At 74.8% G+C, this 20,870-nt stretch carries 19 protein-coding genes and 1 pseudogene; 12 read left to right on the forward strand and 8 right to left on the reverse strand.

Annotated elements, in window-relative coordinates; all coding sequences use genetic code 11:
* Both GKC29_RS17950 and GKC29_RS17955 read left to right on the forward strand, forming a co-directional pair.
* Nucleotides 1-2,373 carry a beta-glucosidase gene (locus tag GKC29_RS17950; RefSeq protein WP_230688681.1) on the forward strand — a complete coding sequence of 791 codons (2,373 nt, stop codon included), beginning with the start codon at nucleotides 1-3 and terminating at the stop codon, nucleotides 2,371-2,373.
* A gap of 5 nt (nucleotides 2,374-2,378) precedes the next feature.
* Nucleotides 2,379-2,936: pseudogene (locus GKC29_RS17955) on the forward strand (acetylxylan esterase); the annotation flags it as partial.
* A 135-nt stretch (nucleotides 2,937-3,071) separates the two neighbouring features.
* On the opposite strand, the gene GKC29_RS17960 reads toward GKC29_RS17955, so the two are convergent.
* From GKC29_RS17960 to GKC29_RS17975, 4 genes are all read right to left on the reverse strand, one after another.
* Nucleotides 3,072-4,664 carry a polyketide antibiotic transporter gene (locus GKC29_RS17960; RefSeq protein WP_155331928.1) on the reverse strand — a complete coding sequence of 531 codons (1,593 nt, stop codon included), beginning with the start codon at nucleotides 4,662-4,664 and terminating at the stop codon, nucleotides 3,072-3,074.
* Nucleotides 4,661-5,548 carry an ABC transporter ATP-binding protein gene (locus GKC29_RS17965; RefSeq protein WP_230688682.1) on the reverse strand — a complete coding sequence of 296 codons (888 nt, stop codon included), beginning with the start codon at nucleotides 5,546-5,548 and terminating at the stop codon, nucleotides 4,661-4,663. Before GKC29_RS17965 ends, GKC29_RS17960 begins: the two co-directional genes overlap by 4 nt.
* 196 nt (nucleotides 5,549-5,744) lie before the next feature.
* Entirely contained in the window at nucleotides 5,745-6,527 is a 783-nt protein-coding gene (locus tag GKC29_RS17970; RefSeq protein WP_155331929.1) for an alpha/beta hydrolase family protein, read from the reverse strand.
* Nucleotides 6,528-6,613: 86 nt separating this feature from the next.
* Nucleotides 6,614-7,543, reverse strand: a complete 930-nt coding sequence (locus GKC29_RS17975) for a diacylglycerol kinase family protein (protein WP_155331930.1) — start codon at nucleotides 7,541-7,543, stop codon at nucleotides 6,614-6,616.
* A gap of 229 nt (nucleotides 7,544-7,772) precedes the next feature.
* Between GKC29_RS17975 and GKC29_RS17980 the strand changes: the two genes are divergently transcribed.
* The gene (locus GKC29_RS17980; RefSeq protein ID WP_155331931.1) at nucleotides 7,773-8,972 is read left to right on the forward strand and encodes an RtcB family protein; all 1,200 of its coding nucleotides are present in this window, start codon (nucleotides 7,773-7,775) and stop codon (nucleotides 8,970-8,972) included.
* Between the two features lie 587 nt (nucleotides 8,973-9,559).
* Nucleotides 9,560-9,790, forward strand: a complete 231-nt coding sequence (locus GKC29_RS17985; RefSeq protein WP_155331932.1) for a hypothetical protein — start codon at nucleotides 9,560-9,562, stop codon at nucleotides 9,788-9,790.
* A gap of 37 nt (nucleotides 9,791-9,827) precedes the next feature.
* On the opposite strand, the gene GKC29_RS17990 is transcribed toward GKC29_RS17985, so the two are convergent.
* The 4 genes from GKC29_RS17990 to GKC29_RS18005 form a co-directional block, all read right to left on the reverse strand.
* Nucleotides 9,828-10,727, reverse strand: a complete 900-nt coding sequence (locus GKC29_RS17990) for a Gmad2 immunoglobulin-like domain-containing protein (protein ID WP_155331933.1) — start codon at nucleotides 10,725-10,727, stop codon at nucleotides 9,828-9,830.
* Nucleotides 10,724-12,241, reverse strand: coding sequence for a HAMP domain-containing sensor histidine kinase (locus GKC29_RS17995; RefSeq protein ID WP_155331934.1), 1,518 nt, complete (start codon nucleotides 12,239-12,241; stop codon nucleotides 10,724-10,726). The genes GKC29_RS17990 and GKC29_RS17995 overlap by 4 nt, the downstream gene beginning before the upstream one ends.
* A 12-nt stretch (nucleotides 12,242-12,253) precedes the next feature.
* Complete coding sequence (locus GKC29_RS18000; protein WP_155331935.1) at nucleotides 12,254-12,934, reverse strand: response regulator transcription factor; 681 nt, start codon at nucleotides 12,932-12,934, stop codon at nucleotides 12,254-12,256.
* Between the two features lie 89 nt (nucleotides 12,935-13,023).
* Nucleotides 13,024-13,611, reverse strand: a complete 588-nt coding sequence (locus tag GKC29_RS18005; protein ID WP_196255644.1) for a hypothetical protein — start codon at nucleotides 13,609-13,611, stop codon at nucleotides 13,024-13,026.
* Between the two features lie 319 nt (nucleotides 13,612-13,930).
* Between GKC29_RS18005 and GKC29_RS18010 the strand changes: the two genes are divergently transcribed.
* From GKC29_RS18010 to GKC29_RS18045, 8 genes are all read left to right on the forward strand, one after another.
* Nucleotides 13,931-15,109, forward strand: coding sequence for a snapalysin family zinc-dependent metalloprotease (locus GKC29_RS18010; RefSeq protein ID WP_155331936.1), 1,179 nt, complete (start codon nucleotides 13,931-13,933; stop codon nucleotides 15,107-15,109).
* A 148-nt stretch (nucleotides 15,110-15,257) separates the two neighbouring features.
* A complete protein-coding gene (locus GKC29_RS18015) occupies nucleotides 15,258-15,899 on the forward strand; it encodes a hypothetical protein (RefSeq protein ID WP_155331937.1) in 642 nt (213 codons plus the stop codon).
* Nucleotides 15,900-16,324: 425 nt separating this feature from the next.
* Nucleotides 16,325-16,627 (forward strand): urease subunit gamma, encoded by a 303-nt coding sequence (locus GKC29_RS18020; protein ID WP_155331938.1) that lies wholly within the window; start codon nucleotides 16,325-16,327, stop codon nucleotides 16,625-16,627.
* Nucleotides 16,624-17,001, forward strand: coding sequence for an urease subunit beta (locus GKC29_RS18025; protein ID WP_155331939.1), 378 nt, complete (start codon nucleotides 16,624-16,626; stop codon nucleotides 16,999-17,001). The genes GKC29_RS18020 and GKC29_RS18025 overlap by 4 nt, the downstream gene beginning before the upstream one ends.
* Nucleotides 16,998-18,701, forward strand: coding sequence for an urease subunit alpha (locus tag GKC29_RS18030; RefSeq protein ID WP_155331940.1), 1,704 nt, complete (start codon nucleotides 16,998-17,000; stop codon nucleotides 18,699-18,701). Before GKC29_RS18025 ends, GKC29_RS18030 begins: the two co-directional genes overlap by 4 nt.
* Entirely contained in the window at nucleotides 18,701-19,384 is a 684-nt protein-coding gene (locus GKC29_RS18035) for an urease accessory protein UreF (protein ID WP_155331941.1), read from the forward strand. Before GKC29_RS18030 ends, GKC29_RS18035 begins: the two co-directional genes overlap by 1 nt.
* Entirely contained in the window at nucleotides 19,338-20,096 is a 759-nt protein-coding gene (gene ureG, locus GKC29_RS18040; protein WP_370463264.1) for an urease accessory protein UreG, read from the forward strand. Before GKC29_RS18035 ends, ureG begins: the two co-directional genes overlap by 47 nt.
* On the forward strand, nucleotides 20,096-20,824 hold the full coding sequence (locus GKC29_RS18045; RefSeq protein WP_155331943.1) for an urease accessory protein UreD: 729 nt from the start codon (nucleotides 20,096-20,098) through the stop codon (nucleotides 20,822-20,824). The genes ureG and GKC29_RS18045 overlap by 1 nt, the downstream gene beginning before the upstream one ends.
* Nucleotides 20,825-20,870 lie beyond the last annotated feature (46 nt).

A 20,870-nucleotide genomic window follows, 5' to 3' on the forward strand; every position in this document is an offset into this window, starting at 1 on the left:
GTGACCCTGGACATCGAATCCGGCGCCGCCACCTGGGCCGACCCCGCCCTCGACATCGACACCCGCGTCGACGCGCTGGTCGCCGCGATGACCCTGCCGGAGAAGCTCGCCCAGCTGTACGGCGTGTGGGTCGGCGCGTCCGCCGACGGCGGCGAGGTCGCCCCCCACCAGCACGAGATGGAGGAACCGGTCGACCTCGACGGCCTGCTGGACGTGGGGCTCGGCCAGCTCACCCGCCCGTTCGGCACCGCGCCGGTCGACCCGGCGCTCGGCGCGCTGTCGCTGCTGCGCACGCAGCAACGGATCGTGGCCGCCAACCGCTTCGGCATCCCGGCGGTGGCCCACGAGGAGTGCCTCGCCGGCTTCGCCGCGTGGGGCGCGACCGCGTACCCGGTGCCGCTGTCCTGGGGGGCCACCTTCGACCCCGACCTGATCCGCCGGATGGCCACCACGATCGGCGCCGACCTGCGCCGGGTCGGCGTGCACCAGGGCCTCGCACCGGTCCTCGACGTGGTGCGCGACGCCCGCTGGGGCCGGGTGGAGGAGACCATCGGCGAGGACCCGTACCTGGTCGGCACCATCGGCACCGCGTACGTGCAGGGCCTCGAGTCGGCCGGGGTGGTGGCCACCCTCAAGCACTTCGTGGGCTACTCCGCATCCCGGGGCGGCCGCAACCACGCCCCGGTGGGGATGGGCATCCGCGAGCGCGCCGACGTGATGCTCCCGCCGTTCGAGATGGCGATCCGGGAGAGCGGCGTCCGGTCGGTGATGGCCGCGTACACCGACACCGACGGCGTGCCGTCGACGGCCGACGAGGCGCTGCTGACCGGGCTGCTACGGGAAACGTGGGGCTTCGACGGCACGGTGGTGGCCGACTACTTCGGCATCGCCTTCCTGCGCACCACGCAGGGTGTGGCCGGCAGCTGGGACGAGGCCGCCGCGGCGGCCCTCGCCGCCGGCGTGGACGTCGAGCTGCCCACGGTCCGCACGTTCGGCGCGCCCCTGCGGGAGGCGCTCGACGCCGGCCGGGTGCCGGAGGCCCTGGTCGACCGCGCGGTACGCCGGGTGCTGCGGCAGAAGGCGCAGCTCGGTCTCCTCGACCCCGACTGGAGCCCGGTGCCGCCGGCCCTGGCCGGGACCGATCTCGCCGACCCGGACGCCCTGCGGGGCCGCCTCGACCTCGACCCGCCGGCCAACCGGGCCCTCGCCCGCGAGGTCGCCGAGCGGGCCGTCGTCCTGCTCGCGAACGACGGCACCCTGCCGCTGCACCGGCCGGCGCGCCTCGCGCTGGTCGGCCCGCAGGCGCGGCAGCGCACCGCCGTGCTCGGCTGCTACTCGTTCCCCGCCCACGTCGGGGCGCACCACCCGGAGGTGCCGCTCGGCATCGACCTGCCCACCCTGGCGGAGGCTCTGCGCCGCGAGTTCCCGGACAGCGAGCTGGTCACCGTGACCGGGGTCGCGGTCGACGGCGACGACGTCACCGGGGTGCCGGCCGCGGTCGCGGCGGCCCGCGACGCCGACGTGGTGATCGCGGCCCTCGGCGACCGGGCCGGGCTGTTCGGCCGCGGCACCAGCGGCGAGGGCTGCGACGCGGAGTCGCTGGCCCTGCCCGGGGCGCAGCAGCGGCTGCTCGACGCGCTCCTCGACACCGGCACGCCGGTGGTGGTGACACTGCTGGCCGGCCGCCCGTACGCGCTGGGTCGCGCCGTCGACGAGGCCGCCGCGGTCGTGCAGTCGTTCTTCCCCGGCGAGGAGGGCACCCCGGCGATCGCCGGTGTCCTCAGTGGCCGGGTCGACCCGTCCGGGCGGCTGCCGGTGAGCGTGCCGCGCCGGCCGGGCGCGCAGCCGTCCACCTACCTGAGCCCCCGGCTGGGGCAGGCGAACGGGGTGTCCAACGTCGACCCGACGCCGGCGTACGGCTTCGGTCACGGCCTGACGTACACCACCTTCGCCTGGACCGACCTGGTGGTGGACGTGCCGGCGGCGGCCACCGACGGCGAGCTGCGGCTGCACTTCACCTTGGCCAACACCGGCGACCGCGCGGGGAGCGAGGTCGTGCAGGTCTACGCCCACGACCCGGTGGCGTCCGTCGTGCAGCCCGTGCAGCGACTGGTCGGCTACCGCCGGATCCCCCTCGAACCCGGCGCGGCGTGCCGGGTCGAGGTCACCGTGCCGGCCGACCTGTTCGCGTTCACCGGGCGTGACGGGCGCCGTGTCGTCGAGCCGGGCGCGCTCGAGCTGCGGCTCGCGGCGTCCAGCACCGACCCGCGGCTGGTCGCGGCCGTCAGCCTGCACGGCCCGGCCCGGCACGTCGACCACCGCCGTGCCCTGCACCCCGGCTTCACGGTGACGCCCGCCCCGGCGGCCGGTTGACCGGCGTGTACACCGACGTCCCGGAGGAGCGGCTGCGGGCCCACCGTGGCGCCGTCACCGACCCGGAGGACTTCGACCTCTTCTGGGCCGACACCATCGGCGCGGCCCGGCTGGCCGGATGGCCGGTCCGGGCCGAGCCGGTGGCGACCGGGCTGACGACCGTCGAGGTGTACGACGTGACCTTCGCCGGGTACGCGGGCCAGCCCGTGCGGGCCTGGCTCCGGCTCCGGCTGCCCGCGGGCTGGCGCTGGCCGCCGCCGCCCTGGCGCCGGGGGTGCGGGCGGTCGTGGCCCGGGGTGCCGTTCCTCTGCGACATCCCGCACGCCGTGGTCAGCACCGACGCCTACCCGTACCGGGAGATCCGCGACTACCTGGCGGTCCACCGCGACGCCGAGGACCGGGTGCTCGCCACCCTCGCCTACGTCGACGGGGTGAACTTCGCCCGGCGCTGCCGGCTGCCGGCCCGCTTCTCCGTCGCGCTGATGGACGACATCGTGCCGCCGTCGACGGTCTTCGCCGCCGTCAACGCCTGGCGCGGCCCCAGCGAGCTGTCGGTGTGGCGGTACAACGGCCACGAGGCGGGCGGCGTCGACGACGACGTGGCCGCGCTGCGGTTCCTGCGTACCCACCTCGCCCCGCTGCCCGCCGGATCGACCGGCGGGGCCGGGCCGGGCCCCGCCGGCGGGGTGCCGCCCGGCTCAGCCACGCAGGTCCCGCCGCCGGAGGCCGGCGGCGCCCACGCCGGCGGCGACCAGCGCCAGGCCGGCCATCGTGAGCGCCGCCGGCCAGTTCGGCCCGGTGGCGGGAACGGCCGCGAGATGCGCGAACGGCGACAGGTCAGCCACCCACGCGGGTCCGCCGACGCTGTCCGCGACGACCTGGAGCAGGAAACCGCCGGCGGCGGGCAGGGCGCCGAGGGCGGCCACCGCCCGGGGAGCCCACCCGACGGCCAGCACCGCGGCGCCCAGGCACAGCAGCACGACCGGCAGGACGTTCAGCGTGCCGGCCAGCGCCGCCCCCGGCGGCAGGTCCGCGTCGACGACCGCCGCCCCGGCCCAGGTGGTCGCCGCCGCGACGGCGAGGAGCACCACCGACCCGGCCAGGACGGTGGCCACCTCGGCACCCAGCACCCGCAGCCGGGTGACCGGGAGGGCGTACAGGGGGGTCAACCGCCGCTCCACCTCCGCCGTGGCGAAGGCGGCCAGGCGGACCGCGGCGAAGGTGCCGACCGGCACGGCGAGCAGTGCGAACAGGGTGGCCGCGTATCCGCGGACGCTGCCCAACCCGGAGAAGCCGGCCTGGGCGGCCAGATCGGCGAAGCGCGGATTGTCGCTGAGGAACCGCGTCATCGACGTCGCGACCACACCGATCAGCAGGAAGTACGCGCCCACACCGGCCGCCCAACCGGCGAGCGGGCGTAGCGACCGGCGCAGGGCGAACGCCGGCACCGAGCGGAGCAGGCGCAGCCGCGGCGCCCGCCCGGTGGCGCCGGTCAGCAGCCCGCCGCCGACGTCCCGGCGCCCGGCGACGAGCACCGCCGCCGCCGCGACCGCGACCGCGGCGGCACCCAGCACCACCAGCGGCAACGCCCGGTCGTCCAGATACGGCCGGGTCAGCGCCAGCAGCCCGAACGGCGACAGCCACCGCAACCAGGCCAGCGCCTCCACCCCGTCACCCACCATCCGCGCCAGCAGCCCGACGCCGAGCACCGCCACCGTGGCACCGGTCGCCCCCGCCCGGGTGGGGAACACCTGGGCGGCGAGAGCGGCCAGCGCGACCGCGAACATCCCGGCCAGGGCGAGACCGGCGCCGTGCAGTACGGCCCCGGAGGCCGGGGTGCCGACGGCGGTGAGCGCGCCGGTGACGGCCGCGCCGACGGCCACCATCACCACGGCCAGGACGAGCAGGTGCCGGCGCAGCACGGTCGGCAGGGCCAGCCGCCCGGCGAGCAGGAGACCCCACCGGCCGGACTCCTCCTCGCCCCGGGTGATCCGGGTGGCGGCGAGCAGCCCCCACACCGACAGCAGGACAGCGAGCACCGTGCCGGTGCGCCAGACGGCGAAGCCGCCGGGGGTATTCAGCGCCACGGGCTCGCCGAACAGGGTGCGGATCGCCGGGTTCTCCGCCAGGGCGGCCAGCGCCGCCGCATCGGCCTCGGTGCCCATGGTGCTCTCGTACGTGGCGGCGACCAGGGCGGACATGCCGGCCGTGACGGCGAGGACGACCAGCGCGCCGCGCCGGACCTGGCGCGCCGCCAAACTGGTGACGGCCCGCGCCGCCACGGTGGTCACCGGTCCTCCCCGTAGTAGTCGAGGAAGATCTCCTCCAGGGAGGGTTCCCGCATGCTCACCGCGCTGACCTCGGCCGCCGCGATCTGCCGCAGCGCCGGACCCGGCGGCCCGCTCAGGGTGAACCGCACGGCCCCCTCGCCGGTGCCCTCCACCGCCTGCACGCCCGGAACGTCCGTGAGATCCGGGACCGGGCCGGCGAACCGGACCTGGACCTCGGTGCGGTGCAGGGCCCGGAGGTCCGGCACCGCCGCCACGTCCACCAGGCGCCCGGCGCGGAGGATCCCCACCCGGTCGCAGACCGCCTCCACCTCGGCGAGCTGGTGGGAGCAGAGAAACACCGTCCGCCCGTCAGCGCGGGCGTCGGCCACCGCCCGCCGGAACTCGCGCTCCATCAGCGGGTCCAACCCGCTGGTGGGCTCGTCGAGGACCAGCAGCGGGGCGCGGGTGGCGAACGCGGCGACAAGCGCGACCTTCTGGCGGTTGCCGGTCGAGTAGGTGCCGGCCGGCTTCGACAGGTCGAGCGCGAACCGCTCCACCAGCTCACTCCGGTAGGCCCGGTCGACGCCCGGGCCGACGGCACCGAGCAGCTCCAGCACCTCCGCTCCGGTCAGGCGCGGCCAGAGCGCCACGTCGGCCGGCACGTACGCGAGCCGCTGGTGCGCGGCGGCGACGTCGGCGGCGTCGACGTCGAAGATCCAGGCCCGACCGGAGGTCGGCCGGGCCAGCCCGAGCAGCAGCCGAATGGTGGTGGACTTCCCGGCGCCGTTCGGGCCGAGGAAGCCGAAGACCTCGCCGGCGGAAACGGTCAGGTCCAGGCCGTCGAGGGCGGCCAGGGGGCCGTACCGCTTGGTCAGGCGTTCGGTGCGGATGGCGGGTGCGCTCACGGCAGCCTCCCGGGGTCGTCGGGGCTCACGACTCGCCGACCAGACTTCCCGGCACACCGCCGGTCAGCGTAGCGCCTGCGGTCAACCGGCGGCCGAACGGTGGAACCGGGCACGACGTCGGCCGGCCACCGCCGACCGCTCCGCCTGCGCACGCCGCCGGCGGCTCACCCGGCCGCTCGCTCAGCCGGCCGCTCGCTCAGCCGGTGGGCCGCTCGCGCAGCGGCAGCCAGGCGAGCACGTCCTGGATCTTCGCGTCCCAGTACGCCCAGTCGTGGTCGCCGGGGGAGAAGTCCACGGTCAGCGGCACACCCCGCGCGCGGGCGACGTCGACGAAGCGCAGGCTGTCCTCGTACAGGAAGTCGTCCGTGCCGCAGGCGACGTAGAGCGCCGGCCCGCCCGCGTACCGGTCGAGCAGCGCCACCGTGTCGTCGTCGGTGCCGGCGACCGCGCGCTCCCCGAACACCGTGTGCCACACGCCGGGGTCGACCGGCCGGGTGGGGTGGTGCCGGCGGCTGGCCACGTTCAGCGCGCCGGACAGGCTCGCCGCCGCCGCGAACCGGTCCGGGTGGCGCAGCGCCCACTTCACCGCCCCGTACCCGCCCATCGACAGGCCGGCGACGTACGTGTCCTCCGGCCGGCGGGACAGGCGGAAGAAGTCGTCGCAGACCGCCGGCAGTTCCTCGGTGAGGAACGTCCAGTACCGGTTGCCGTGCTCCTCGTCGCGGTAGAAGCTGCGCCCCGCCTGGGGCATCACCACGGCCAGGCCGAGCGGCGCCACGTACCGCTCGATCGACGTGCGCCGCAGCCAGATCGTGTCGTCGTCGGTGAGGCCGTGCAGCAGGTAGAGCACCGGCGGGTCACCGGCCGGCGCGACGCCGGCCATGCCGATCTGCGAGGCCGTGCGCTGCGGCAGGATCACCGTCATCGACGTCGAGAGGCCGAGGACGTCGGAGTGGAAGTCAACGCGCAGCAGGGCCACGGCAGCCGATGCTACGCGGTGCACGCCGGGGTGGCGGGCGCATCCTTCGGGCCACGGGCACCGACGCCTAGCCGGTACGGCGCGGTTCAGCGGTCGGCGCTGTCGGCGGCTGCCACCACCCGCAACGCGTTGGCGTCCAGGCCGATCCGGATCGGGGTCTCGCCGTACAACTCGCCGTCGACCTCCACCGGCGCCGGCCGGTCCGTCTCCAGCCAGAGTTGACCCACCGCGAGGAACGGATCGTCACCCAGGGTGCGGCGGTGCCCGGTCGCCGCGTTGCGGGCGGTGTCGCGCAACAGGTCGCGCCGGTGTGGACCGCCCACCGGGTACGCGACCAGCAACCGGTCGTCCGCGTTCGCGTCCGCCGTGATCGGCCGGCCCGCGTGGAAGCCGCCGTTGGCCACGTACAGCTGGTGGGTGACGAACTCGTGCTCCCGCCCCTCGGCCCGCACCTTGGCCCGTAGCGGACGGTGGCGGGCCAGCAGCGCCAGGGCCGTCGCCGGGTACGCGAGCCGGCCGCCGAGCCGCTTGAGCCGCGGCGGCGTGCTGGCCATCACGTCGGCGGACAGGCCCACGCCGACGTGGTTGGCGAACCGCAGGTTGCCCACCAGCCCGAGGTCGACGTCGACCACCTTCCCGTCGGTGAGCACCGCGACGGCCGCGTCCAGGTCGAGCGGGAGGCCGAGCGTGCGGGCGAAGTTGTTGGTGGTGCCCAGCGGCAGCACGCCGAGCGCGACGTCCCGGTGCGCGAGCAGCCGCGCGGCGGTGCTCAGCGTGCCGTCGCCGCCGCCGGCGACGAGCAGGTCCGGCCCGAGGCCGACCGCCTCGGCGAGGCTCTCCTCCAACTGCCCGGGCCGGTCGACCGGGTACGTGCCGAGCAGGTCGAAACCGGACTCGACCAGCCGCGCCCGTGCCCGCTCGTAGTGCTGCCGACCCCGCCGGGAGCGGGCGTTGATGACCAGCGCGGCCCGCCGGTCCCGCCGGATGGCCGCGCCCAGCTCCTGCTTGGTCCGCATGGGCACGACCCTATCGCCGCCGGCCCGGCCAATATCCATTGCGGTCACCCCACGCCGGCCGTAGGGTCCTCGCCGCGAGCCCGCACCGAGCCGAGGGAGCCCACCGCCGCCCACCCCACCGGGTCCGGGCGGCTTTTTCCTGCCCGAGGTGTAAGGAAGGGCCCCTTGTTAACGCCTCCGGTAGCGGAAGGGTCCCCTCTTAACAGTTTTACGACACGAGGAGACGACGATGGGCTTCACCCCGCTGGCGGGCACCCGGGCGCCGGTCCGGGTCTGGACCGACCCGTACGGCATCGAGCCGCAGGCGGCCCGCCAGCTGCGCAACATCGGTGCGCTGCCCTGGGTCGAGGGCGTGGCCGTCATGCCGGATGTCCACTTCGGCAAGGGCGCCACTGTCGGTTCGGTCATCGCCATGCGGCAGGCCGTGTCGCCGGCCGCGGTCGGTGTGGACATCGGTTGCGGCATGTCCGCGGTCCGGACCTCGCTCACCGCGGACGACCTGCCGGACGACCTGGCCGACCTCCGGTCCGCGATCGAGGCGGCGATTCCGGTCGGCTTCGCCCAGCGCGACGACGCGGTGGATCCGCGGCGGATCCGCGGGCTGGAGCAGCGCGGGTGGGACGACTTCTGGCGGCGGTTCGGTGACCTGGACCGCCGGGTGGCCCAGCTGGAGACCCGGGCGCGGCGGCAGATGGGCACCCTCGGTGGCGGCAACCACTTCGTGGAGGTCTGCCTGGAGCAGGGTGGCGCGGACGCCGGCCGGGTCTGGCTGATGCTGCACTCCGGGTCGCGGAACATCGGCAAGGAACTGGCCGAGCGGCACATGGCGGTGGCGCGGCACCTGCCGCACAACGCCGACCTGCCCGACCGGGACCTTGCGGTGTTCCTCGCCGGCACGCCGGAGATGGACGCGTACCGCCGGGACCTGTGGTGGGCGCAGGAGTACGCGCGGCGCAACCGGGCGGTCATGCTCGCCGTGCTCTGCGAGGTCGTCCGCGAGCGGTTCCCGCAGGTGCGGTACGACGAGCCGGTGAGCTGCCATCACAACTACGTGGCGGAGGAGACCTACGACGGGGTCGACCTGCTGGTCACCCGCAAGGGGGCGATCCGGGCGGGCCGGGGCGAGCTGGGCATCATCCCCGGCTCCATGGGGACCGGCTCGTACATCGTGCGGGGACGGGGCAACCCGGACGCGTACCACTCGGCGTCCCACGGCGCGGGGCGGCGGATGTCGCGGGCCCAGGCGAAGCGGACGTACAGCACCGCCGACCTGGCCGCGCAGACCGCCGGCGTCGAGTGCCGCAAGGACGCCGGGGTGGTCGACGAGATCCCGGGCGCGTACAAGGACATCACCGAGGTGATGGCGCAGCAGGAGGACCTGGTCGAGGTGGTGGCGCACCTCAAGCAGGTGGTCTGCGTGAAGGGCTGACACACCGTGCCGGCGCCCGTCGGGGGGCGGGCGCCGGCCGCCCGCATTGGCTCAGCGGAGAGAGCGGCGGTCCACAAAACCGGAGAGACCTTGTCCGACTCCTGCTTGGGGCGGCGGCACAAGTAATCCACACGGACCGGTGATGCGGGCTGAACTATTCATGGTTGTTGTCTAGCATCGGGCCTAGCGATCGCGGCGTCGATGTCCACAGTGACACCAACTTCAACCCGGGGGAGGGCATGCCTGGCGTTAAGCCTCGGTGGAACGACGAGGACCTCAAGGAAGCAATAGCCGCGGTCACCTCCTGGCGGCAAGTCGCCCTGCGACTGCGTATCAGTACCGGGGGAAATTCATTCCGGGCTCTCAAGGCCAGGACGGAACATCTGGGGCTATACGTCTCCCACTTCAAGGGGCAGGGCTGGAATCGCGGCACCGGCGTCGGCAGGAATCCTGAAGCTGCACGCGCGGCGCGGCGTCGATGGTACGAGAACAAAAGGGATGTCTACAGGCGGAGAAACGCAAGGCGCCGTCGAGAACGCGCCGAGATGCTAGCAAAGCTCAAGGCCATACCCTGCGCTGACTGCGGCATGGAGTTCCCGTTCTTTGCTATGGAATTTGACCACCGCGAGGGCGAGTCTTTCTCGATCGCGGAGGCGCGAAACGGCATTGGCAAGAGCCGGCTCATGGCGGAAATTGCGAAGTGTGACGTTGTTTGCTGTCTCTGCCACCGTTTCCGCACCGCTCGACGAGCAGGGTGGACCGGGTTGGCCGAAAGGCTGCCGTTGGTGGAACTTTCAGAGCTGGCCGATGACAGCTGAGCCCGGGGCATCTTCAACCGAGACGAGTCCACCCGGCTCAGCGGCGGGGCGTGAGGCGTACGGGGACCGCCACGACCTTGGTCCGTGAGCCGTCGGCCGGGGACACCTCGTACACCTCGACGGTGCCGGCCTGTTCCCGGTCGACGCGGTAGCTCACCGCCACCCGGTAGTCGCCCCGGCAGCCGGTGCCGCAGGTGGCGGTGGTGAACGTGGTGGCGATCTCCCGGCCGCCGGCGTCGAGGACGCGGACGCTGACCGTCGCCTCGAACACGTCGGCGGTTCCGGCGACCGTGACCGGACTGGTGACCCGCGCACCGATGAGGGGCGTGGTCACGACGATCGGTGGCAGCAGGTCGGCGTAGTCGGTGCGGTCGACCGGGCCTGCGGTGCCGAAGCGGACCCGCCGCACGGTGGGGAACTGGGTGAGCGTCCAGACCACCTGGGCCTCGCGCAGCCGGACCGCCGCCGGCCCGCCCGTGGTCGGCAGCACCCCGAGCACGGCGGTCCCGTCCGCGATCCGGCTGACCTCGGTGCCGGCGGGCACCAGGGTGGCCAGGCCGGTGGCGCGCTCGGCCGCGGTCGGCCCGGTCGCCAGTTCGGTCAGCGCGAGGCGGGACGTGGCCACGGTGGCCGGACGGGTACGCCGTGTCGGGGCGATCCGGCCGTCGCGGACGTACCACAGCTCGATCGTGACCGTGCCGGTCGGCGCTGCCGTGGGGCCGGTCGGAGCCGGCGGCGTGGTGGCCGCACCGGGGCCGGAGGGGCCGGTCGGGCCCGGGCCGGTGCTCGACGGCGCGGGGGTGACGGCGCCGGGCGGGGTCGACGCGGCCGGCGGCGCCGCGGTCGGTGCCGGCCCCAGCGAGCCGGACCGGGGCTCGGCGCAGCCACCGACGGCGAGCAGGGCGGCGACGGTCAGCGCGATCGCACCTCGCCTCATGGCGCACCTCCCGGCTGCGCTCTCTCCTGTCGCGTGCCGGCCTTCCCGATCGCGTCGGCCGGCGCGATGTCGCCGCGGCTCCGCGGCACGCTGTCTCTCGCGGGCCCGGTCTCGTGCGGTGGCCCGGCGGCGTCGGGCGGCGCCTGCGGGACCGCCAGCCGGAAGGTCGTACCGGCGCCGGGGACGCTCGACACGCTCAACCGGCCGGCGAGCAGGCGGGCGTTCTCCCACGCGATCGCGAGGCCGAGCCCGCTGCCGCGCCCGGAGCGGGCCGGATCGACCTTGTAGAAGCGTTCGAACAGCCGGGGCAGGTGCTCGGCGGGGATGCCCGGACCCTGGTCGGTGACGTCGAAGACGACCTCCGGGCCGGCACGGTGGACGCCCACCCGCACGTGGCCGCCGCCGTGCTCGACCGCGTTGGCGACCAGGTTCGCGACGACCCGTTCCAGCCGGCGGGGATCGGTGCGCAGGTCGACGGGCGCCGCGTCGACCGTCACCTGGTCCGCCCAGCCACGCGCCCGCAGGATCGACCGCAGCAGGGCGGCCGGGTCCACGGTGGTCACGGCGAGCGCCTCCCGCCCCGCGTCCAGGCGGGAGATCTCCATCAGGTCCTCGACCAGCCGGCGCAACCGGACCACGTCGGTGACGAGCAGCTCCCCGGCGCGCCGGGCGTCGTCGGGCAGCCGGTCCAGGTGGTCGCCGAGCAGCGAGGCCGCGGCCACCAGGGCGGTGACCGGGGTACGCAGCTCGTGTGCGACGTCGGCGGTGAACCGCCGCTCCCGGGCCTGCGCCCGGGACAGGGCCTCGATCCGGTCCTGGAGCGCCTCGGCCATCTCGTTGAACGAGGCCGCCCAGACGCTGAACTCGTCCCGGCCGCGTACCGGCAGCCGCGTGGCGAGCAGCCCTTCGGTGAGCGCGCGGGCGGCCCGGCTGGCCCGGCCGACCGGGTCGAGGGTGCGGCGGGCGAGGGTGTGCCCCACCGCGGCGGCGAGCAGCACGACCAGCACCCAGCCGGCGAGCAGGGCGGTACGGAGCTGGTCGAGGCCGGCGGCGATGTCGTCCTCCACGGTGACCACGTACAGCTCGGCGGTCGAGCCGGGGACGCGACCGCCGACCACCAGCAGCCGGGGTCGGGCCTGCGGCGCCGACCGCTCGTAGCCGAGCTGGCCGGCCGCCACGGTCGCCCGCAGCCCCGCGCCCGGCGCCGGCGCGTACGACGGGTTCGACGGGTACGCCTCGCCGTCGACGAGGACCACGTGCCGGCCGCTGCGCTCGAAGCTGGTGAGCAGGTCGGCCCGGCGCTGCGCGGTCAGCGGCACGAACTGCCCGGCGAGCACCAGTTGGTAGCGGGCGTCGGCGGCGGCCTGCTGCACCGAGGCGTCGAAGCGGGCCTGGCGCAGCAGCGCGTACGACCCGCCGGCGAGCAGCCCGGCGGAGACACCGGCGACGAGGACGAACGCGACGGTCAGCCGGCGCCGCAGGCGACCGGGGACGACCGGGTCCGCTGTCCGCACCGGGCACCTCCCTCACGTCGGTGACAACTTGTAGCCGGCGCCCCGGACGGTCCGGACCAGCCGGGGGTTCGCCGGGTCGTCCTCGACCTTGGCGCGCAGCCGCTGCACCGCCACGTCGACCAGCCGGGAGTCGCCGAGGAAGTCGTGGTTCCACACCCGTTCCAGCAGGAGTTCCCGGGTGAAGACCTGGCCGGGCCGGCGGGCCAGCTCCAGGAGCAGCCGGAACTCGGTGGCGGTCAGCGCGAGGTCCCGCCCGTCCTTGCGGGCGACGAAGCTGGCCGGGTCGATCTCCAGCCCACCGATCTCGATGGTGCCGGGGGCCGGCGCGGTGGTGGCCCGCCGGAGCACCGAGCGGACCCGGGCGACCAGTTCCGGCAGGTCGAAGGGTTTGCGTAGGTAGTCGTCGGCCCCGCATTCGAGGCCGACGACCACGTCGATGGTGTCCGTCCGGGCGGTCAGCATGAGGATCGGGACCTGGCTGGTCCGCCGGATCTCCCGGCAGACCTCGAAGCCGTCCAGGCCGGGCAGCATGACGTCCAGGACGATCAGGTCGACCGGCCGGGCGCGCCACGCCGCGAGCCCCGACCGGCCGTCGACGGCGGTGTCCACCCGGAAGCCGGCGCGCCGTAGGCCGAGGGCGGTGACCTCACGGATGGAGGCATCGTCCTCGACGACCAGCACCCGGCCTTCCATGCGCTGAGCGTAGCCCCGCTGGGGCCCCGGCTGACCTGGCGAAACGGCCGGTGTGGAGGGTCCGGGCGGCGCCGGACCCTCCGCCGTCGTCACTCCTGCCACTGGTGGGCCACGTCGAGGACGATCCGGCTGTGCGTACCGGGGCCGGCCAGGACGAACACCCGGAACGGCAGCCGTGCCCGCACCCCGACCGCGAAGGTGGTGTAGCCCTCGAAGCTGCCGCCGAACACGACGTCGCGCAGCGTGCGGTGGCGCAGCAGGTTGGCGGTGTGCTCGCCGACCCGGTACGGGACGGTGGCGACGTGCTCGTCGTCGTACGCGGGGGCCTGCAACGAGACCCGCAGCAGTTCGTCCCCGGCGGTGTACGGCGACAGCGGCAGTCCTTCGCCTTCGGTCCAGGTCTCGCCGTAGGCGACCGTGTAGCCGGTCACCGGGCCGGCGAACTCGAAGACCACCCGGTCGTAGCAGTCGTGCCGCCCGGTCCGCACGTCGACCAGTGGGGCGGTGCTCAGCGAACCCGCCGACTTGGTCAGGCTGCCCCAGGTGATCCCGCAGTACGGCGAGCCCGTCGCCGCCGCCTTCGTCGTGCCGGTCGGCGCGGCCGTGCCGGTGCCCGCGCCGGCGACCAGTCCGGTGAGTACGACCACCAGGACCATGAGTCCACTTTTGATCCGCATCTGTCTCCTCCTGCCGTTCGTGGCTGTTCCCGGCCCACCGCCGGGATGCCGACGGTCCGGCGTCGTCGCCGGTCCCGGTGTCGTCGGTCGCGCTTCTCGCGGGACCCGGTTTCACCGTGGCGGCGGTGCGCCACGCCACCTTCGCCGTGGCGTAACGGCCACGTAACAGTGAGTGGGGCCCGCTGCGGGTGGGCGCGCGTGGACCAGGGCGCGTCGGCCGGTATGACTCTTCCGCTATGTCGGGACATCGGCGTAGGTCGATCTAACATCCACGTACATCGATGGATGGCGGCGCTGCCGCCGACGACAGGGGAGTGAGATGCTCAGACGACAACTGCTGCGCGCGGCCGGAGCCGTGCTGGCGGCGGTGCTCGCGGCGGCCGGGGTGCAGGTCGCCACCGGTGCGCCGGCCTCCGCCGCCCGCACCGTCTACTACGACGCGAGCCGGGCCGGCGAGTTCCGCACGAACTTCGACCAGGCCGCCCAGATCTGGAACAGCTCGGTCAGCAACGTCCGGCTGGTCCCGCGTACGCCGGGCAACGTCACCATCTACGTCGACAGCGGGTGGCCGCGCGCCCAGGTCACCGGACTCGGCTCCGGCCGCATCTGGATGGGCTGGACCGCGGTGAACCAGGGGTACGACCGCACGCGCATCGCGAGCCACGAGTTCGGCCACATCCTCGGCCTGCCCGACCGGCGTACCGGCCTCTGCTCCGACCTCATGTCCGGCAGCAGCGCACCGGTCTCGTGCCGCAACGCGTACCCCAGCAGCGCCGAGGCCTCGCGGGTGAACTCACTGTTCGCCGGCAGCCGCGCGACGGTGACCACCGGCACCTTCACCTGGGGTTCCGACGATGTCACGCCGTTGGTGGTGGGCGGGCGGCCGGCCACCGAGAACTACCCGTGGCTGGTCTACACGTCCGGCTGCACCGGCACGCTGATCAAGGCGAACTGGGTGGTCACCGCACGGCACTGCCCGACGCCGTCCTCGGTGCGCGTCGGCAGCGTCAACCGCACCAGCGGCGGCACGGTGGTCCGGGTCAGCCGCTCGGTCAGCCACCCGACGATCGACGTCAAGTTGCTGGCCCTGTCCAGCTCGGTCTCGTACGCCCCGGCGCCGATCCCGACGACCTCCGGTGCGGTCGGCACCGCCACCCGCATCATCGGCTGGGGCCTGACCTGCCCGAACCGGGGCTGCGGCTCCGCGCCGACCATCGCGCACGAGCTGGACACCTCGATCGTGTCGGACAGCCGCTGCATCGGCATCAACGGTCCGTACGAGATCTGCACCAACAACACCGGCGGCAACTCCGGCGCCTGCTACGGCGACTCCGGCGGCCCGCAGGTGCGCCGGATCGGCGGTGTGTGGAACCTGATCGGCGCGACCAGCCGGTCGGGCAACAACAACGCGACCTGCGCCACCGGCCCGTCCATCTACGGTGACCTGCCGTCGATCCGCTCCTGGATCAACACCCAGGTCGGCGGCCTCCCCGCCTGACGGTAAGGAAGGGCCCCTTCTTAACGCATCGCGTTGTAGAAGGGGCCCTTCTTAACGCCCCGGAGGGCCGGTGTGGTGTCACCGTCCGCTCACGGAGTGCGGTACGGTGCGGACCACGCCCGATCCCTCCGAGGTGAACATGCCTGCCGTGGCCGCGCTCGCTCTCACCCTGGCGCTCGCTCCCGCCCCGACGCCCTCCGTCTCGCCCGAGCCGTCGCCCTCTGGCGGGGTGGTCGGGGGTCTGCTCGGCGGAGTCGGGGGGCTGGTGGGCGATCTGCTCGACGGTGGCAGCAGCCCGTCGCCGGGTGCCACGCCGAGCGCCGGCACGCCCTCGGCGCCCGGGACCTCCGGGGAGCCGGCAGCGACGGCCTCGGCCCAGCCGGCAGCGCCCACTTCCGACGGTGCTCACGCGGTGCCGGGCCGCACCGGCGGCGGCGCGGGCGTCCGCGCCCCGGGTGAGCCGACGCCGACCGGGTCGGCCGCGAGCGATCCGCCGGAGGCACTGCCGGGTCCGGCGGTGGACAGCGGCGGCGAAACCGGCCGGCTCCTCGTGTACGCCCTCGCCGTCGGCGTGGCGGCCGTACCGGTGCTGCTGGCCCTGCGGCGGCGCAGGGTCCCAGCCGGAGCCCCGGTGGCGCCGGAACGCTCCGCCGCCGCGCCTGGTCCCACCGGCCCGGACCCGGAGCCGGCACCGGACAACGTGTCCCGGCTGCCGACCGACCTCAACGCCATCTACGAGCTGGGCCGCCTCGACGAGCGCCTCAGCCAGGAGCGCAACCGGCCCTCGTGACCGGAGCCTGGCCGCCGGCCGGGCTCAGCCGCCTGAGGTGTTAGGAAGGGCCCCTTCTACAACGCGAGGCGTTAAGCAGGGGCCCTTCCTTCCACCCGGCCACGGCGTTACCGACCGGACAGGCCACGCAGGTCAACTCAATGCTCCGGACCGGCCATCGGCCGGATGCCGGCGACGAGTCACCCGGTCCTGCGCATTCCGCTGGTTGCTCCGCCGGCCACGCATCCTCTACGGTCTGCTCAGCGGTGGCGCGGTGCGGTCCGCAGCCGACGACCGCTGGGTGGCGCGTAAGCGGCCCGGGATGGTGGAGTCCCGGGATCGTCCCGCCGGCGCCGGTCAGCGTCCGTGTGATCCCCAGCTCGTGAGCCCTGGGCGCCGTGCGCCCGGTTCCGGGCCGGGACGCACCGACCCCACCGGGAGCACCCGTGTATCTCACCCCGCACGAGCAGGACCGCCTGCTCGTCCACGTCGCGGCCGACGTCGCGCGCCGGCGGCGCGACCGTGGCCTGCGACTCAACTACCCCGAGGCCGTCGCGGTGATCACCGCCTTCCTGCTGGAGGGGGCCCGCGACGGCAGCACCGTGGTCGACCTCATGTCCGCCGGGCGCACCGTCCTCGGCCGGGACGACGTGCAGGACGGCGTCCCCGAGCTGCTGAGGGAGGTGCAGGTGGAGGCGACGTTCCCGGACGGCACCAAGCTGGTGACGGTGCACCACCCGATCCCGTGATCCCGGGCGAGGTCCTGCCCGCTCCCGGTCCGGTCGAGATCAACGCCGGGCGGCCGGTGACCACCCTGCTCGTCGTCAACACCGCCGATCGCCCGGTGCAGGTGGGGTCGCACTACCACTTCGCGGAGGCGAATCCGGCGCTGCGCTTCGACCGGGCCGCCGCCTGGGGGCACCGGCTGGCGGTGCCGGCGGGGACGTCGGTGCGCTTCGAACCGGGTGTCAGCCGGGAGGTCGACCTGGTCCCGCTGGGCGGCGCGCGGGTCGTGCCCGGCCTGCGGGGTGCCTGCGCCGGCCCGCTCGACGGCCGCGCCCGGGGTCGCGCCGCCGACTCCGACGACCGCTCCGACGGTACGAACGGAGGGCCCACCGCATGAGCGCGGTCGCACGGGACCGGTACGTCGCCCTGTACGGGCCGACCACCGGTGACCGGATCCGGCTGGCCGACACCAACCTGCTGATCGAGGTGGAGCAGGACCACTGCGCCGGCGGCGACGAGGCCGTCTTCGGCGGCGGCAAGGTCATCCGCGAGTCGATGGGCCAGTCCCGGGCGACCCGCGCGGACGGCGCCCTCGACACGGTGATCACGGGTGCGGTGGTGCTGGACCACTGGGGCGTGGTCAAGGCCGACGTGGGTGTCCGCGACGGGCGGATCGTGGCGCTGGGCCGCGCCGGCAACCCGGACACCATGGACGGTGTCCATCCCGACCTGGTGATCGGTCCGGCGACCGAGGTGATCGCAGGCAACGGTCGCATCCTCACCGCCGGGGCGGTCGACACCCACGTCCACTTCATCTGCCCGCAGATCGTCACCGAGGCCCTCGCCAGCGGCATCACCACCCTGGTCGGCGGGGGCACCGGGCCGGCCGAGGGCACCCGGGCCACCACGGTCACCCCGAACGCCTGGCACCTGGCCCGGATGCACGAGGCCCTCGACGCGTTCCCGGTGAACGTGCTGCTGCTCGGCAAGGGCAACACGGTCTCCACCGAGGCGCTGTGGGAGCAGTTGCGGGCCGGGGCCGGCGGCTTCAAGCTGCACGAGGACTGGGGCACGACGCCCGCCGCGATCGACGCCTGCCTGCGGGTGGCCGACGCCTCCGGCGTGCAGGTCTCGATCCACACCGACACCCTCAACGAGGCCGGTTTCGTGGCCGACACGCTGCGGGCGATCGGCGGGCGGGCCATCCACTCGTACCACACCGAGGGGGCCGGCGGCGGCCACGCGCCGGACATCATCACCGTGGCCGGCGAGCCGAACGTGCTGCCGTCGTCGACCAACCCGACCCGCCCGTACACCCGCAACACCCTGGCCGAGCACCTGGACATGCTGATGGTCTGCCACCACCTCAATCCGGCGGTGCCGGAGGACCTGGCGTTCGCCGAGAGCCGGATCCGACCGTCCACGATGGCCGCCGAGGACCTGCTGCACGACCTGGGCGCGATCTCGATCATCGGCTCGGACGCGCAGGCGATGGGGCGCGTCGGGGAGGTGATCCTGCGGACCTGGCAGAGCGCGCACGTCATGAAGGCCCGGGTCGGCGCGCTGCCCGGCGACGGCGCGGCGGACAACCACCGGGCCCGGCGGTACGTCGCGAAGTACACCGTCTGCGCGGCCATGGCGAACGGCCTGGACGGTGAGATCGGCTCGGTCGAGCCGGGCAAGCTCGCCGACCTGGTGCTGTGGGATCCGGCCTTCTTCGGCGTCCGCCCGCACCTGGTGCTCAAGGGCGGCTTCATCGCGTACGCCCAGATGGGCGACGCGAACGCGTCGATCCCGACGCCGCAGCCGATGCTGCCGCGCCCGATGTTCGGCGGCTACGGCGTGGCGCCCGCCGCCACCAGCCTCGCCTTCGTGGCGCCGGCCGCGCTCGACGCCGGGCTGCGGCTGGACGTACGGCGGCGGGTCGTCCCGGTGGCCGACGTGCGGTCGCGGGGCAAGGCCGACCTGCCGAACAACGGTGCGATGCCGCACATCGAGGTGGATCCGGACACCTTCACCGTCCGCGTCGACGGGGCGGTGGTGGAGCCGGATCCGGTGCCGGAGCTGCCGATGTCCCAGCGGTACTTCCTGTTCTGATGGGCACGCGCAGCCTGCTCCTGCTCCTCGCCGACGGGCGTTTCCCCGCCGGGGCGCACGCCCACTCCGGTGGCCTGGAGGCGGCCGTCGCCGCCGGTCGGGTCACCGACCTGGCCACCCTCGCGGCGTTCCTGCGCGGTCGGCTCGCCACCGCGGGGCTGGTCGGCGCGGCGTTCGCGGCGGCGGCGCACCGGGCCGTCCCGGCCGGCGACCGGGCGGCCGTCCTGGCCGTGCTGGACGCCGAGCTGGACGCGCGTACCGCCGCACCGGCGCTGCGGACGGTGTCCCGCCGGCAGGGCCGGGCGCTGCTGCGCGCCGGGCGGGCGATCTGGCCGGACGCCCCGTTCGGCGACCTGCCGGGTGGCGGCGTGGGCCCGCACCAGCCGCTGGTGTTCGGGCTGCTCGGCGCTGCCGCCGGGCTGAGCCGGGCCGACACCGCGCTGGCCGCCGCCTACGGGACGGTGACCGGTGCGGCCAGCGCCGGGGTGCGGCTGCTCGGCCTCGACCCGTACCAGGTCCAGGCGTTGCTGGTCACCCTGGCGGGCGCCTGCGACGCCACCGCCGCCGACGCGGGGCGGGCCGCCGACGGCCCGCCGGCGGAGCTGCCGGCCGCCGCCGCGCCGCTCGCCGACATCCATGCCGAAGTCCACGCCACCTGGGAGGTGCGTCTCTTTGCGTCCTGAGATCGAGCACGACGAGTCCGTTCCGCACACCCATCCCGAGCCCGGCGTCGACCCGCACGCGCCGCTCGCCCCCGCCGGCCGTGCGCTGCGGGTCGGCATCGGCGGACCGGTCGGCTCCGGCAAGACCGCCCTGGTCGCGGCGCTCTGTCGGGCCTTCGCCGGCGAACTGCGGCTGGGCGTGGTCACCAACGACATCTACACCACCGAGGACGCCGACTTCCTCAAGCGGGCCGGGGTGCTCGACCCGGCGCGGATCCGCGCGGTGGAGACCGGCTGCTGCCCGCACACCGCGATCCGCGACGACATCGGTGCGAACCTGGACGCCGTCGACGAGCTGGCCGAGGCGGTCGGCCCGCTGGACCTGGTGCTGGTGGAGAGCGGCGGGGACAACCTGACCGCCACCTTCAGCCGGGGCCTCGTGGACCGGCAGATCTTCGTGGTCGACGTGGCCGGCGGGGACAAGGTGCCCCGCAAGGGCGGGCCGGGGGTGACCGCCGCCGACCTGCTGGTCATCAACAAGACCGACCTGGCGCCGATGGTCGGCGCGGATCTGTCCGTGATGGACCGGGACGCCCGGGCCCGGCGGGGCGACCTGCCCACGGTGTTCCTCTCCATCGCACAGGACCCGCTGGCCGTGCGGGTCGCCAACTGGATCCGTCACGAGGTGGCGCACCACCGGGTGTCCGTCGCCGTGCCCGCCGGACCGGCCTGATGCGGGCCACCGCCCGGCTGGTCGCCCGGACCGACGGTCGCGGTCGCACCATCCTGCCGGAGCTGCGCGGGGAACCCCCGGTGCTGCTGCGCCAGGTGCCCGGCCGGGCCGGTGGCGTGACGGTGTATGTCGTCGGCGGGGCGGCCGGGCCGCTCGCCGGCGACGACCTGCGGCTCGACGTCGAGGTGGGGCCTGGCGCGGCGGTCCGGGTGCACACGGTGGCCGCCTCGGTGGCCCAGCCCGGCCACCCCGGCGCCGTCTCCCGGATGCGGGTCCGGGCGAGTGTGGCGGCCGGCGCCAGCCTGCACTGGCTGCCCGAGCAGCTGGTCGCGGTGGCCGGCTGCGCGCACGTCGCGGACTCCAGCGTCGAGGTGGCCGACGGTGGGACGCTGCTCTGGCGGGACGAGCTGGTCTGCGGCCGGCACGGCGAGCCGTCCGGCGACGCGGTTGTCCGCACCAGCGTGGACCACGGGGGCCGTCCCCTGCTGCGGCAGTCCCTCGCGGTCGGGCCGGACGCGCCCGGCTGGTCCGGGCCGGCCGTGCTCGACGGCGCGCCGGCCACCGGCACACTGCTGGTGGTGGATCCGGGCCGGCCGGCCGGGCCGCCCCTGGTGACCGTGGGCGGGGCCGTCGCCCGGCTGCCGCTGGCCGGCGGCCGGGCCACCCTGTGGACCGCGACGGCCCGAGACGCGCACACCCTGCGGGAGAGCCTGACGCCGCCGATCTGATCCGCCCGCGGGCACACGGCGATAGTCACCTGTGGTGGCCTCCTCG

This window comes from Micromonospora sp. WMMC415 (assembly GCF_009707425.1).
Taxonomy (GTDB): domain Bacteria; phylum Actinomycetota; class Actinomycetes; order Mycobacteriales; family Micromonosporaceae; genus Micromonospora.